At 71.2% G+C, this 14,301-nt stretch carries 11 protein-coding genes; 1 reads left to right on the top strand and 10 read right to left on the bottom strand.

The genetic code is table 11. The features are described 5' to 3' along the window. Positions 1-100: 100 nt before the first annotated feature. Positions 101-979, bottom strand: coding sequence for a DUF4429 domain-containing protein (locus CW362_RS27045; protein ID WP_103552162.1), 879 nt, complete (start codon positions 977-979; stop codon positions 101-103). Between the two features lie 74 nt (positions 980-1,053). On the opposite strand from CW362_RS27045, the gene CW362_RS27050 reads away from it, so the two are divergent. Continuing rightward, the gene (locus tag CW362_RS27050) at positions 1,054-2,637 is read left to right on the top strand and encodes a beta-N-acetylhexosaminidase (protein ID WP_103552163.1); all 1,584 of its coding nucleotides are present in this window, start codon (positions 1,054-1,056) and stop codon (positions 2,635-2,637) included. Positions 2,638-2,723: 86 nt separating this feature from the next. On the opposite strand, the gene CW362_RS27055 is transcribed toward CW362_RS27050, so the two are convergent. The 9 genes from CW362_RS27055 to CW362_RS27095 form a co-directional block, all read right to left on the bottom strand. Beyond that, positions 2,724-4,496, bottom strand: a complete 1,773-nt coding sequence (locus CW362_RS27055) for an IucA/IucC family protein (RefSeq protein ID WP_103552164.1) — start codon at positions 4,494-4,496, stop codon at positions 2,724-2,726. Continuing rightward, on the bottom strand, positions 4,493-5,038 hold the full coding sequence (locus tag CW362_RS27060) for a GNAT family N-acetyltransferase (protein WP_103552165.1): 546 nt from the start codon (positions 5,036-5,038) through the stop codon (positions 4,493-4,495). The genes CW362_RS27055 and CW362_RS27060 overlap by 4 nt, the downstream gene beginning before the upstream one ends. Continuing rightward, entirely contained in the window at positions 5,035-6,327 is a 1,293-nt protein-coding gene (locus tag CW362_RS27065; RefSeq protein ID WP_103552166.1) for a lysine N(6)-hydroxylase/L-ornithine N(5)-oxygenase family protein, read from the bottom strand. The genes CW362_RS27060 and CW362_RS27065 overlap by 4 nt, the downstream gene beginning before the upstream one ends. Further along, complete coding sequence (desA, locus tag CW362_RS27070) at positions 6,311-7,777, bottom strand: lysine decarboxylase DesA (protein ID WP_103552167.1); 1,467 nt, start codon at positions 7,775-7,777, stop codon at positions 6,311-6,313. The genes CW362_RS27065 and desA overlap by 17 nt, the downstream gene beginning before the upstream one ends. A 178-nt stretch (positions 7,778-7,955) precedes the next feature. Further along, positions 7,956-8,813, bottom strand: coding sequence for a siderophore-interacting protein (locus CW362_RS27075; protein WP_103552168.1), 858 nt, complete (start codon positions 8,811-8,813; stop codon positions 7,956-7,958). A 39-nt stretch (positions 8,814-8,852) separates the two neighbouring features. Further along, positions 8,853-9,902 carry an ABC transporter substrate-binding protein gene (locus CW362_RS27080; protein ID WP_103552169.1) on the bottom strand — a complete coding sequence of 350 codons (1,050 nt, stop codon included), beginning with the start codon at positions 9,900-9,902 and terminating at the stop codon, positions 8,853-8,855. 336 nt (positions 9,903-10,238) lie between these two features. Continuing rightward, positions 10,239-11,399 carry an acyl-CoA dehydrogenase family protein gene (locus tag CW362_RS27085; RefSeq protein ID WP_103552197.1) on the bottom strand — a complete coding sequence of 387 codons (1,161 nt, stop codon included), beginning with the start codon at positions 11,397-11,399 and terminating at the stop codon, positions 10,239-10,241. Positions 11,400-11,410: 11 nt separating this feature from the next. Then, the gene (locus CW362_RS27090; RefSeq protein ID WP_240658065.1) at positions 11,411-12,370 is read right to left on the bottom strand and encodes a hydroxymethylglutaryl-CoA lyase; all 960 of its coding nucleotides are present in this window, start codon (positions 12,368-12,370) and stop codon (positions 11,411-11,413) included. Then, entirely contained in the window at positions 12,367-14,298 is a 1,932-nt protein-coding gene (locus CW362_RS27095; protein WP_103552170.1) for an acetyl/propionyl/methylcrotonyl-CoA carboxylase subunit alpha, read from the bottom strand. The genes CW362_RS27090 and CW362_RS27095 overlap by 4 nt, the downstream gene beginning before the upstream one ends. Between the last annotated feature and the right edge of the window lie 3 nt (positions 14,299-14,301).

A 14,301-nucleotide genomic window follows, 5' to 3' on the forward strand; every position in this document is an offset into this window, starting at 1 on the left:
TTAAGAGGGGGAGGATGTCAAGCATGGGCGTACCCGAGCGGCGGCTGCTCGCCGAGAGGATGCCCCTCCCGCGAGCGGCGGTACTCGTCCGAGCCCGTCTTCACAGGCGCTTGAGGACCGCCTGCTTGGCCAGGGCGAACTCCTCGTCCGTCAGGACGCCCTCCTTGTGCAGCTCGCCCAGTTCGCGCAGCCTGCGCAGGAGGGCGTCGTGGTCGGACCCGGGTCCGGGACCCGGGTCCGCCTCCCCGGCCGGCTCCAGGACCGGCCGGTCCCCGGCCGCCGCCGGGTGCGGCAGCCTCACCTGCACGGCCGCCGCGACCAGCGCCATCAGCGGGTCCTTCTTGAAGCCCCACAGCTCCACGGAGTTGGGGTCGTACTTCGGCGGCGCCTCGGTGCCGGCGCCACGCACGGTGAAGCGCAGACAGCCGTTCTCCAGCCCGGCCGCGGGCCGCCACTCGACGGCCGTGATGTCCCCGAGGGCGAGGGCGCGGGCACCCGACGCGGACTTCGCGTCCTCCGTCTTCCAGTTCCACTCCAGGCGTACGCGCTCACCGTCGAAGCTCGCCGTGCCGTCGCCCGCGGACGCTGACAGCGGCACCGCCGGACCGGGCAGCAGATAGCCGTCCACCGGGCCGGAGGGAACCTGGTCGAGCAGCAGCGCGCTCCGGACCTCGTCCACGAAGTACTCGGCGACGCCGAGACGGTCGGCCTCCACCGTGAGCTGGTACGGGTCGTTCGGCTCCGTGAGCTTGCCGCCGGTCGCCTGGAGCAGCGGGTCGGCGCCGTCGCGCAGCCGGAGTCTGAGCCGCCCGGTCTTCTTGCCCTGCTCCAGGGATATGCCCGCCAACGCGCCCAGCGGCACGGTGATCTCACCCAGCGTCCGACGCAGCAGACCGACGTTCTTGTCCCGTCCCGGGGTCAGCCGCAGGGCGTCCCCGTCGAAGATCCATGTGCCGTCCCGCTGGATGATTTCCGCCATGGGGAGGATTGTTCCACCGCGACTGAGGCAAAGTGGTCTCGACCAATCCGAGATCTCGACCACAGGGAGCGCATGTGAGACAGCACCACAGAACGCCCCGGCTTCTCGGCACGCTGCTGCTCGTGGCGGCGGCGGGTACCTCCCTCGTCGGCGCGGCACCGCACACCCGGGCCGCCGCCCCGCCGGTCCATGTCGTCCCGGCCCCCGCGTCCGTCGAGCCGGGCGGAGCCCCGTACCGCCTCACCGGTGACACCCGCATCCGCGTCGACGGCTCGCGCGAAGCCCGCGCGGTCGGCGAGTACCTCGCGGACGTCCTGCGGCCCTCCACCGGCTACCGGCTGCCGGTCGGCCCGGGCGGCGCGGGAGGCATCCGGCTCCGGCTCGGCGGCAAGGGACTGGGCGACGAGGGCTACCGGCTCGACAGCGGCGCCTCGGGCGTCACCATCACGGCCGGCAGGCCCGCGGGCCTCTTCCACGGCGTCCAGACCCTGCGTCAGCTGCTGCCCGCCGCCGTCGAGAAGAAGTCCGTCCAGCACGGGCCCTGGCTGATCGCCGGCGGCACCATCACGGACACCCCGCGCTACGCGTACCGCGGGGCCATGCTCGACGTCTCCCGGCACTTCTTCACCGTCGCCCAGGTGAAGCGCTACATCGACGAACTGGCGCTGTACAAGGTCAACAAGCTGCACCTGCACCTGAGCGACGACCAGGGCTGGCGCATCGCCGTCGACTCCTGGCCCCGGCTGGCGGCCCACGGCGGCTCCACCCAGGTCGGCGGCGGACCGGGCGGCTTCTACACCAAGGCCGACTACCGCGAGATCGTCCGGTACGCCGCCTCGCGCTATCTGGAGGTCGTCCCGGAGATCGACATGCCCGGACACACCAACGCGGCCCTCTCCTCGTACGCGGACCTGAACTGCGACGGGGTCGCGCCGCCGCTCTACACCGGCACGGAGGTCGGCTTCAGCTCGCTGTGCGTCGGCGAGCCGAGGACGTACGCCTTCGTGGAGGACGTGATCCGCGAGCTCGCGGCGATCACGCCCGGCGCGTACCTCCACATCGGCGGCGACGAGGCGCACTCCACGAGCCACGCCGACTACGTGGCCTTCATGGACAAGGTGCAGCCCCTCGTCGCGAAGTACGGCAAGAAGGTGATGGGCTGGCACCAGCTGACCGGGGCCGCTCCGGCGAAGGGCGCCGTCGCGCAGTACTGGGGGCTCGACGACACCGGTGCCGAGGAGAAGGAGCAGGTCGCCCGCGCCGCGCGGAACGGGACCGGGGTCGTGCTGTCGCCCGCGGACCGGCTCTACCTCGACATGAAGTACACCGCCGACACCCCGCTCGGGCAGGACTGGGCCGGTCTGGTGGAGGTGCGGCGGGCCTACGACTGGGACCCGGGCGGCTACCTCTCCGGCGTGCCCGCCTCGGCCGTCAGGGGCGTCGAGGCGCCGCTGTGGACGGAGACGATCCGGAGCTCCGCGGACATCGACGTCATGGCCTTCCCGAGGCTGCCCGGGGCCGCCGAACTCGGCTGGTCCCCCGCCTCCACGCACGACTGGGACACCTACAAGGTGCGCCTCGCCGCCCAGGCGCCCCGCTGGGACGCGCTCGGCATCGCGTATTACCGCTCGCCCCAGGTTCCCTGGCCCGCGCGGTAGACGGAACGCCGACGGGCGCCCCGGCGGCCCGTCTCCGGGGCGCCCGCCCGTACGCGGGGCTCCTGGACGCGCCAGGAGCCCGGTGCTCAGAACCCGGCGATCGGGTTCTTCAGGGTGCCGACCAGTTGCAGGGCGCCCGAGGGATCGGCCAGGTCGACCATCTGCCGGTTGTCGCGCAGCTGGAGCCGGTTGAGGCAGGACAGCGCGAACTCCGGCGCGAACAGGTCGTACTGCCGGAACTTGTCCTCCAGCTCGGGCGTCGCCTCCTGGTAGGCGCGCACCGACTCGGCGACCGTCCGCCAGAAGTCCTCCTCGGCGAGGACCCCCTCGTCCGCGAGCTGGGCGGCCAGGAAGCGGAAGAAGCAGTCGAAGACGTCCGTGAAGATCGACAGCAGCTTCGTGTCCTCGGGGACGTCGACCCGGATCCGCTCGACCGCGGGCGGCAGCACCGCCTGCGGGTCCATGACCGCGATCTCCTCGGCGATGTCCTTGTAGACCGCCCGCCGCACCGCCCCGTCCTCCAGGACCAGGATGACGTTCTCGCCGTGCGGCATGTAGACCAGGTCGTAGGCGTAGAAGCTGTGCAGCAGCGGGGTGAGGTAGGCGTGCAGGTAGCCGCGCAGCCACTCCACCGGCGTGAGGCCCGACCGCTCGATCAGCGCGGCCGCGAACGAGGAACCCTCGTGGTCGACATGGACGAGGGAGGCCATCGTCGCCAGGGACTCGCCCTCCCGGAGCGAGGGGACGGGACTCTCGCGCCACAGCGCGGCCAGCATCTTGCGGTACGGGGAGTACCGGTCGGTGGCCGCCTCGTACTCCAGGTGCCGGTAGCCGACGGCCGCCCGCTCCCGGATGACCGACAGACCGGTCGACTTCAGCACCGGGTCGTTCTCGACGAGCTGGACCAGCCAGTCGTTGATGGCCGGGGTCGCCTCCATGTAGGCGGCGGACAGACCGCGCATGAAGCCCATGTTGAGGACGCTCAGCGCCGTCTTCACGTAGTGCTTGTGCGGGCTGCTGGTGTTGAAGAACGTCCGGATGGACTGCTGGGCCAGGTACTCGTCGTCGCCCTCGCCGAGCGGGACCAGGCGCCGCTGGGCGACCTCGGCGGCGAACGTCACGGACAGCTTGTTGTGCCACTGCCAGGGGTGGACGGGTATGAGGAGGTAGTCCTCGGGGTCGAGCCCCTGTCCGCGCAGGATCCCGTCGAACCGTTCGACCGTCTCCGGGCCCAGTTCGGCGCGCACGAAGGACTCGTACTCGATGCCGACGCCCGCCGTGAAGGCGGCCCGGGAGCGGTGCGCCGCCAGCCACACCAGCCGGATGGGGCTCGCGGTCTCGGGGGCGTAGGCGAGGTAGTCGTGCACACCGAAGCCCAGCCGCCCGTTGTTGGCGACGAAGCAGGGGTGCCCCTCGGTCATGCCGGTCTCGATGGCCTGGAAACCGGAGCCGGCCAGCTCGCGCACGGTGATCCGCGGCTTGGTGAGCTTGTAGCAGGTGCCCGCGAGGGTGGAAGAGATCTCCTCCAGGTAGACCGGCAGGATCTCGTCGCTCAGGCCGAGTGACTCCTTCAGCTCGATGAAGAAGTCCAGTGCCGACAGCGGGAGTTCGGTGCCGTCGCGGTGCCGGGTGATGGACTCGGCGGCCACCTGCCAGTGGTCGAGCAGGCGCCGGGTCGCGGTGAACCGGTAGCTCGTCGTCCCGTTGTCGCCGGTGACCTCGTAGCGGCCGTCCGGCAGGCTCCGCGGGGTGATCAGCCGCTCGTGCGCGAACTCGGCGAGCGCCTTGCGGACGAGGAGGCGCTCGGCGGCCGCCCAGCGTTCGGGGGAGAGGTGGGCTGCGCTCTCGGCGGGGTTCACGCGGCCACCGCCTTCTCGAACTGCTCCCGGGTGCAGAAGCTCAGCAGCGCCTTCTTCTCCGGCTTCTGGATCTCCCGCACGGGCACGAAGCCGACGGCCTCGTTGAGGGCGTGCACGGCCGTGTTGGCCACGTCGGGCTCGACGACCACCCGGCGGGTGGCCGGGTCGGCGAAGAGGTGCTCCACCACCGCGGTGATCACGGCCCGGGTGAAGCCGTGCACGGGCGTGTCGCTCGGGGCGACCAGGAAGTGCATGCCGACGTCGCCCGGCTCCGGCTCGTAGAGGCCGACGAGTTCGACGTGGCGGGGGTCGTAGCGCTCCATCAGGAAGACGGGCTCGCCGTCCAGCAGGCCGAGGAACGCCTCGTGGTGCTCGCTCGCCGCGATGGCCATGTACTCGCGCTCCACGTCGTGCAGTTTCGCCTCCTGCATCATCCAGAAGGCGGCCTTGGGGTGCGTCACCCAGCGGTGCAGCAGCGGTGCGTCCTCGACGGGGTCGAGGGGGCGGACGGTGAAGGTGCCTACGGTGGTCGTGATGGTCATACGGCGAACTCCTGGAACGCGATGGTCTTCTCGACCGGGTAGTACTCGGTGCCGAGCAGCTCACGGATGATGGACGCGTTGCGGTACGGGCCCATGCCGAGGTCCGGGGACGTGATGCTGTGGGTGTGCACGCCGGCGTTCTGGAGGAAGACCCCGCGGCCGGTGACGTCGATGGAGTAGTTGCGGGCCACGTCGTACCGTCCGTGGCCGTCGAGGCGGAGGCGGTCCTTGACCGGCTCGAGGAAGGCCGGGGCCGCGTAGTGGTAGCCGGTGGCCAGGATCAGGCCCTCGGTGTCGATCTCGTAGTCCTTGCCCTGCTCGTCCTGGCGCAGGCCCAGCCGGTAGGTGCCGTTCTCGTGACGGGCGCTGCGCAGGGTGGAGTTGGTGAGCAGCCGGGTGGGGACCGGGCGGTCGCCGCTCTCGACGTTCTTCTGGTACAGCAGGTCGAAGATCGCGTCGATGAGGTCGCCGTTGATGCCCTTGAACAGGCCCTTCTGCTGCTTCTCCAGCCGGTAGCGGGTGTCCTCGGGCAGCGCGCTGAAGTAGTCGATGTAGTCCGGGGACGTCATCTCCAGGGTCAGCTTGGTGTACTCCAGCGGGAAGAACCGCGGGGAGCGGGTGACCCAGTTGAGCTGGTAGCCGTGGACGTCGATCCCGGAGAGCAGTTCGTAGTAGATCTCCGCGGCGCTCTGGCCGCTGCCGACGATCGTGATCGACTTCTTCCCGGCGAGCTCCGCCTTGCGGTGCATGTACTGCGCGGTGTGGAAGAAGTCGCCGCCGAGGTCCTGGCAGGCCTCCGGGACGAAGGGCACGGTGCCGGTGCCGAGGACGAGCCGTCGGCCGCGGTAGGTGTCGCCCCCTCGCGTCCGTACGACGTACAGCTCCTCGCCCTCGTCGTACGTCACCTCGGTGACCGTCGTCCCGAAGCGGACGCTGCTCAGCTTGTCCGCGGCCCAGCGGCAGTAGTCGTCGTACTCGACCCGCAGCGGGTAGAAGTTCTCGCGGATGTAGAACGCGTACAGACGGCCCGATTCCTTCAGGTAGTTGAGGAAGGAGTACGGGGACGTCGGGTCGGCGAGGGTGACCAGGTCCGACATGAACGGGGTCTGTAGGTGCGCGCCGTCCAGGAACATGCCGGAGTGCCACTCGAAGTGGGGCTTCGACTCCAGGAAGACACCGCTGAGTTCGGCGATCGGCTCGGTCAGGCAGGCGAGGCCGAGGTTGAAGGGGCCGAGCCCGATCCCCACGAAGTCGTAGGTGGTGTCCGTGGATTCAGCAAGCGCGGTCAAGGGACTCTCCCAGGTACTGCTCGGCGTGGCCGGCGATCAGATCGAGGACGGCGGCGATGTCGTCCCTCGTGGTCTCGGGGTTGAGCAAGGTGAACTTCAGGTAGTGGCGTCCGCCGACCTTGGTGCCCGCGACGACGGCGTCGCCGGAGGCGAACAGGGCCTTGCGGGCGTACAGGTTGGCGCGGTCGATCTCGGCCGGGTCGGTGACGGCGGCCGGGATGTACCGGAAGACGAGGGTGGAGAGCGAGGGCTCCACGACGACGTCGAAGCGCGGGTCGGCGGCGAGGATCTTCCAGCCCTCGGCGGCCAGGTCGCAGACCTCGTCGAAGAGTTCGCCGATGCCGTCGGCGCCCATCGTGCGCAGGGTCATCCACAGCTTCAGCGCGTCGAAGCGCCGGGTGGTCTGGAGGGACTTGTCGACCTGGTTGGGGATGCGCTCGGTGACCATGCGGCGCGGGTTGAGGTACTCCGCGTGGTAGGTGGCGTGGCGCAGGGTCGAGGCGTCACGGACCAGCACGGCCGAGGAACTCACGGGCTGGAAGAAGGACTTGTGGTAGTCGACGGTGACGGAATCGGCCCGCTCGATGCCGTCGATGCGGTCCCGGTTCTTCAGCGAGGTGAGCAGTCCGCAGCCGTAGGCCGCGTCCACGTGCATCCAGGTCCCGAACTGGGAGCACAGTTCGGCGATCTCGGGCAGCGGGTCGATGGAGCCGAAGTCGGTGGTGCCCGCGGTGGCGACGACCGCCATGGGGACCAGGCCCTCCGCCCGGCAGCGCTCCAGCTCGTGGGCGAGGGCGACCGTCTGCATGCGCTTGTCGTGGTCGACGGGGATCGAGACGACGGCGTCGGCGGCGAGGCCGAGGAGTTTGGCCGACTTCTTGACGCTGAAGTGGCTGACCTCGGAGGCGAAGACGCGCAGTCGGCCGAGGCCGTCTCCCGCCTCCCCGTCCTCCTCGCCGAGTTTCGCCTCCTCGCGGGCCAGCAGCAGGGCCTGGAGGTTGGACTGGCTGCCGCCGCTGGTGAACACGCCGTCGGCGGCCGGGCCGAGACCGATCCGCTCGTTGGTCCAGTCGATGAGCCGGCGCTCGATCAGGGTGCCGCCGGCCGACTGGTCCCAGGTGTCCAGCGAGGAGTTGACGGCGGACAGGACGGCCTCGCCGAGCACGGCCGGGATGACGACCGGGCAGTTGAGGTGGGCGAGGTAGCGGGGGTGGTGGAAGTAGATCGCGTCCTGGAGGTAGACCTCCTCCAGCTCGTCGAGAACGGCCGTGGTGTCGTGCAGGGGCTTGTCGAGGTCGATCCGCTCGATGCGGGGAGTGAGTTCGTCGACCGTGACACCCGTGAACGGGCGGTCGGTGGTGGCGAGTCTGGCCGCCACCCGCTCGACGCCTTCGGTCACGGAGCGGCGATACCGGTCCGCGGTGGTGTCGTTGAGCAGGTGCGAGCGCATGTGGGGGTCCTCCGTGCGGGGGAGAGTCCGAGCGGGACAAGAAGATGGGGCGAGGTCGCGACGTTCAACTTAGGTTAGCCTAACCTAAGTCGAACGTGCGACCCCGCCCCACCTGCGCCTTTCGTGATCCACGTCTCGCTCCGCGGGGGTTTCCGGGAGGCGCGCCGGTTTTCGCGAACTACTCGCCCTGCTCCCGCAGTTGCTCCTCGCTCAGTCCCCGCCGCCAGTAGCCCACGAAGGTGACCCGCCGGCGGTCGACGCCCCGCTCGTGCACCAGATGGCGGCGCAGCTCCCTCACGCAGCCGGACTCGCCCGCGATCCAGGCGTACGGGGCCTCGGCGGGCGGGAGCGCGGCTGCCCGCAGCGCGTCGAGCGCCAGGGGAGCGCCCGGGTCGGAGCGCTCGTCCCGTACGAGCCAGGTGATCTCGGCGTCGGCCGCCGTCGCCAGGTCCTGGATGTCGGCGGCGTGGTGCACCTCCAGCCAGGCCCGGACGCGCCGGCCGGCCGGCAGGGACTCGAGGATGGCGGAGACGGCGGGGACGGCCGTCTCGTCGCCCCACAGGACCACGAGATCGGTGTCCGCGGGCGGCCGGAAGCGGATGGCGCGGTTGTCCTCGACGGCGGGCCCGAGCAGCACGACGCGGTCACCGGCCCGCGCCCCGGACGCCCAGCGCGAGGCGGGCCCCGCGGGGGTGGCCGTGCCCGGCTCCAGGCCGTGCAGCGCGAAGTCGATGTCGATCTCGTCGGGGTCGCGGCGCAGCGCCCGCAGGGTGTACGAGCGCATCACCGCCCGTACGTCGTCCGGCAGTTCGCGCCAGCCCTGCCACCACCCGTCACCGAGCTCCACCGGGACGGCCGGTTCGCTCTGGCCGGGGTGCGGCAGGAACAGCGAGAGCGACTGGTCGCGTCCGTGGGAGTGGAACGCGTGCAGATCGGGTCCCGCGAAGGTCACCCGGACCAGGGACGGGCCGAGCCGCCTCGTCCGTACGACCCGGAGGGAGAAGAAACGGAACGGGGCGGCCACGGCCGTCGTCATGAGTGCTCCTGAGGTGGCTTCAGGCGGACACGGAGGGGGTCAGGCGACCTTCTTCGCGTTCTCGATGGCCTCGGCGAGCTTGTCGAGGATCGGGGTGCACTTGTCGTACGACAGGATCGCCTCGGGCGTCCGGGCGATGACCTGGCCGGCCTTGACGGCGGGCAGCTTCTTCCAGGTGGCCTCGGTGATGTCGGCCGGCTGGATGGTCGCGCTGCGGTCGTCCATGATGATGATGTCGGCCGGGTACTTGTCGACGTTCTCCCAGCTCAGGTTCTCGAACCAGCCGCCGCTGGCCTTCAGGGCCTTGGCGGAGGGCTCGACGATGTTCACGCCGAGGGCCTTGAAGTACTCGAGGTCGATGGAGAGGTTGGAGCCGGAGACGTAGAAGATGTCCTGGCTCGCGCTGCCGGCGAGCACCTTGATCTCCGGGCGGGCCTTGGCGGCCTTGCGCAGCCGCTCGGCGGCCGTCTCGAACTTCTTCTTCGCCTCGACGATCTTCGCGGACTTCACGTCGGCGCCGAGGGACTCGGCGAGCGCGTACATGCGCTCCAGCGACGCGGGCATCTGACGGTCGTAGACGGAGACGCCGACGCTCGGGGCCAGCTTGAGGATCTTGTCCTTGGACTCCTCGGGGACGTACCAGAGGGTGCCCGCGCCGTCGAACATCGTGGAGATGAGCACGTCGGGCGCGAGGCCCGCGTACTTCTCGATGTTGAACTGGCCCCACTCGTTGCCGAGGACGGTCAGCTTGCTGACGTCCATGTCGCCGGCCTGGACGTCGGCCTTGCCGTCCTTGGTCGTCGTCGGGCCGAACACGCCCTTGACCTCGACGCCGTAGTCGAACAGGGCGGCGGCGACACCGGTGAAGGCGACGATGTTCGCCGGGACCTTGTCCAGCTTCACGGTCGTGCCGCGGTCGTCCTTGAACGTCCAGGGGCCGGACTTCTCGGCGGCCTTCGTCGACTCCGGGCCACCGCTTTTCGAGTCCTTGTCGTCGCCGCAGGCGGCGAGGGCGGCGCCGAGGCCGAGGGCGCCGCCCGCGGCGAGGACGCCGCGGCGGGTGAGGTGGGTGGCACGGGCGTTGGACATGTGTGGCTGCTTTCGGCACGGGGCGGGAAGCGCCCGCCGGACGAGTTCAAAGGTAGGTTAGCCTAACCTCAGTTCTTGTCCAGGGGGCGGGTGCCGCGGCCGGGCCCGTGGTCCGCCCGTGCGGTACGGCCGTTGACGTGGCGACATCGCGGCCACGGTCGGCGGGGCGGACGCCCTGGCGCCTCGACTCGCCCGCATCCCTGCCCGGTTGACCGTGGCTCGAACCCGACGGACGCGGTCCGGTCCCGCGGGCGGTGCCGGACGCGCCGCGGCCACCGGCGGGCGGGTGCCCGTCGGTGGCCGCGGCGTGCCGGTCGTGCCGGTCGTGCGTGAAGGTCAGCCCACCAGCCCCAGCTCCCGGGCGATCAGCATCCGCTGGACCTCGCTCGTGCCCTCGCCGATCTCCAGGATCTTGGAGTCGCGCCACATGCGGGCGACCGGGTACTCGTTCATGAAGCCGTAGCCGCCGTGGACCTGCGTGGCGTCACGGGCGTTGTCGACCGCGATGGTGGAGGAGTACAGCTTGGCGACCGCCGCCTCCTTCTTGAAGGGCTCGCCGGCGACCAGGCGGGACGCGGCGTCGCGCCAGCCCACGCGGGCCATGTGGGCCTTCATCTCCATGTCGGCGATCTTGAACTGGATCGCCTGGTTGGCGCCGATCGAGCGTCCGAAGGCGTGCCGTTCCTTGGCGTACTTGACCGACTCGTCGACACAGCCCTGCGCGAGCCCCGTGGCCAGCGCCGCGATGGCGATGCGGCCCTCGTCCAGGATGCGCAGGAACTGCGCGTAGCCGCGGCCCTCCTCGCCGAGCAGGTTGGCCGCCGGGACGCGCACGTCCGTGAAGGACAGCTCACGGGTGTCGGAGGCGTTCCAGCCGACCTTCGAGTACGGGGCCGCGACCGTGAAGCCGGGGGTGCCGGAGGGCACGATGATCGCGGAGATCAGCGGCTTGCCGTCGGGCTTGCGGCCGGTGACCGCGGTGACCGTCACCAGACCCGTGATGTCCGTGCCCGAGTTGGTGATGAAGCACTTGCTGCCGTTGATGACCCATTCGTCCGTCTCGGGGTCGAGGCGGGCCGTCGTGCGGGTCGCGCCCGCGTCCGAGCCGCCGTCCGGCTCGGTCAGGCCGAAGGCGCCCAGGATCTCGCCGGAGCACAGCCGCGGCAGCCACTCGCGCTTCTGCTCCTCGGTGCCGAAGAGGTGGAGCGGCATGGCGCCCAGCGAGACGCCCGCCTCCAGGGTGATGGCCACGGAGGAGTCGACCCGGGCCAGCTCCTCCAGGGCGATGCCGAGGGCGAGGTAGTCGCCGCCCATGCCGCCGTACTCCTCGGGGAACGGCAGCCCGAACAGGCCCATGCGGCCCATCTCCCGCACGATCTCGTACGGGAACTCGTGCCGTTCGTAGAAGTCGCCGATCTTCGGTGCCACGACGTCGTGGGCGAACTCCTCCACCGTGCGGCGGAGTTCCTCGAGTTCGGGGGAGAGGCGGTGGTCCAGGGACATGGTGTTCACTCCTGGTGGGACTGTGTCGTTTTACCGAGTGCTTTGACGGTGCGGGATGGGCTGGGTCGGCCCAGTCGTCCGGCCATCCACACGCTCGTGGCGGTGAGGCGGCCGAGGTCGACCCCGGTGTCGATACCGAGGCCCTGGAGCATCCACACGAGGTCTTCCGTCGCGAGGTTGCCCGTCGCGGACTTCGCGTACGGGCAGCCGCCGAGGCCGCCCGCGGAGGCGTCGACGGTGGCGACGCCGTGCTGGAGGGCGGCCAGGGTGTTGGAGAGCGCCTGGCCGTAGGTGTCGTGGAAGTGCACGGCGAGGGCGCTGGTGGGCACGCCCTCCTCGTTCAGCTCGGCGAGCAGGGACTGCACATGGCCCGGCGTCGCCACGCCGATCGTGTCGCCGAGGCTCAGCTCGTCACAGCCCATGTCCCGCAGCGCCTTGCAGACGCGGACGACCTGGTGGACCGGGACGGGCCCCTCCCAGGGGTCGCCGAAGCACATCGAGACGTAGCCGCGGACCGCGCTGCCGGCGTCCTTCGCGCGGTGTACCACCGGCTCGAACATGGCGAGCGACTCGTCGACCGTCCGGTTGAGGTTGGCCTTCGCGAAGGACTCCGTCGCGCTGGCGAAGACGGCCACGTGCCGGGCGCCGAGCGCCAGCGCCCGCTCCAGCCCGCGCTCGTTCGGCACCAGCACCGGAAGCGTCACCGGCAGATCGGCGACCTGGGGGAACAGCTGCTCGGCGTCCGCCAGTTGGGGAACCCACCGGGGGTGGACGAAGCTGGTCGCCTCGATCGTGGTCAGCCCCGCGTCCGCGAGGCGCCGGATGAACTCCGCCTTCACCTCGGTCGGTACGGTCGCCTTCTCGTTCTGTAGCCCGTCGCGCGCGCCGACCTCGTGGATCCGGACCCGGGCGGGCAGGTCCTGGGCCGGCACGGCCATCGGCAGGCCGATCTCGGAGGTGCTCACGCCGTCTCCTCCTCCGCGGGAGTGATGACCGCGAGGACCTGGTCCATGGCGACCGTCGTGCCCGGTGTGACGTCCAGCTCGCTGACCGTCCCGGCGTGCGGCGCGGAGATGACGTGCTCCATCTTCATCGCCTCGACCACGAGCAGGCTCTGACCGGCCACCACCTCGTCCCCGACGGCGACCTTCACGACGGTCACGGTGCCGGGCATCGGCGCGGTCAGCGAGTCGGCACCGGCGTGCGCCGATCCGGTGAGCGCGGCGGCCACCGGGTCGTGGTCGCGCACGTGCCAGGCGTCGCCGTCGCGGCCGACCCAGTCGGCGGCGCGGTGGAAGGTGTGCCGCACCCCGTCCAGCGTCACCGCGACCCGGTCGGCGGTGACCGTGTGGGTGCCGCGCGGGGTGTACTCCACGGGGTCCAGGACCCGCAGGGAGAAGCCCACCGGCTTCGGCGTGCCGCCGAGCCGCCAGCCGCTCGGCACCGAGAACGGGTCTCTCCAGCCCTCGTCCGCCGGGGCCAGCTCGGCGAGCCGGACGGCCGCCGCCGCCTCGTACACCTCCTCGGGCACCCCGTCCGGGACCAGGCCGTCCGCCTCCCGCTCGACCAGACCGGTGTCCAGGTCGCCCGCGACCACGGCCGGGTGGGCCAGCAGCCGGCGCAGGAAGCCCGCGTTCGTCTGGACCCCGAGGGTGACCGTCTCGGCGAGGGCGGCCCGGAGCCTGCGCAGGGCGGTGGGGCGGTCGGGGCCGTACGCGATGACCTTGGAGAGCATCGGGTCGTAGAGGCTGCCGACCTCGGTGCCCTCCGTCAGGCCCGAGTCGGTGCGCACCCCGTCGCCCTGGGGCTCGTGCAGCGCGAGCACGGTGCCGCCGGAGGGGAGGAAGCCGCGCGCCGGGTCCTCGGCGCAGATCCGGGCCTCCACGGCGTGCCCGGTGAGGGTGATGTCGTCCTGCTCGTACGGCAGGTGCTCGCCGGCGGCGACGCGGAGCTGCCACTCGACGAGGTCGAGGCCGGTCACCAGCTCGGTGACCGGGTGCTCCACCTGGAGGCGGGTGTTCATCTCCATGAAGTAGTACGACGACGGGTCGCCGCCGGGGACGATGAACTCCACCGTGCCCGCGCCCCGGTAGCCGCAGGAGCGGGCCGCCTGGACGGCCGCCTCCCCCATCGCGGCCCGGGTGGCCTCGTCGAGGAGCACGCTGGGCGCCTCCTCGATGATCTTCTGGTGGCGGCGCTGGAGGGAGCACTCGCGCTCGCCCAGGTGCACGACGTTGCCGTGCCCGTCCGCCAGGACCTGGATCTCGATGTGCCGGGGCCGGTCGACCCAGCGCTCGACGAGCAGCGTGTCGTCGCCGAAGGAGGCCCGGGCCTCGCGCCGGGCGGCGGCGATCTCGTCGGCCAGGACCCCGGCGTCGCGCACCAGGCGCATGCCCTTGCCGCCGCCGCCCGCGCTGGGCTTCAGCAGCACCGGGACGCCGATCTCGCGGGCGGCCGCGATCAGCTCCGCGTCCGTCAGACCGCTGCCCGAGGAGCCGGGGACGACCGGGACGCCGGCCGCCTTCACCGTCTCCTTGGCGCGGATCTTGTCGCCCATCAGGGAGATCGCCTCGGCGGACGGGCCGATGAAGACCAGTCCGGCCTCGGCGCAGGCCCGCGCGAAGGCGGCGTTCTCGGCGAGGAAGCCGTACCCCGGGTGGACCGCCCGGGCGCCGGTGCGGGCCGCCGCCTCCAGCAGTGCCTCGATGGACAGATAGCTCTCCGACGCGGGCGCCGGTCCGATCCGCACCGCGGTGTCGGCCTCCCGGACGTGCCGGGCGTCGGCGTCGGCGTCCGAGAAGACGGCCACCGAGCGCACGCCGAGCGCGCGCAGGGTGCGGATGACGCGGACGGCGATCTCGCCCCGGTTGGCCACAAGCACCGTGTCAAACATGGG

Origin of the sequence: Streptomyces populi (genome assembly GCF_002911015.1) — a bacterium.
In the GTDB taxonomy this organism is placed as follows: domain Bacteria; phylum Actinomycetota; class Actinomycetes; order Streptomycetales; family Streptomycetaceae; genus Streptomyces; species Streptomyces populi.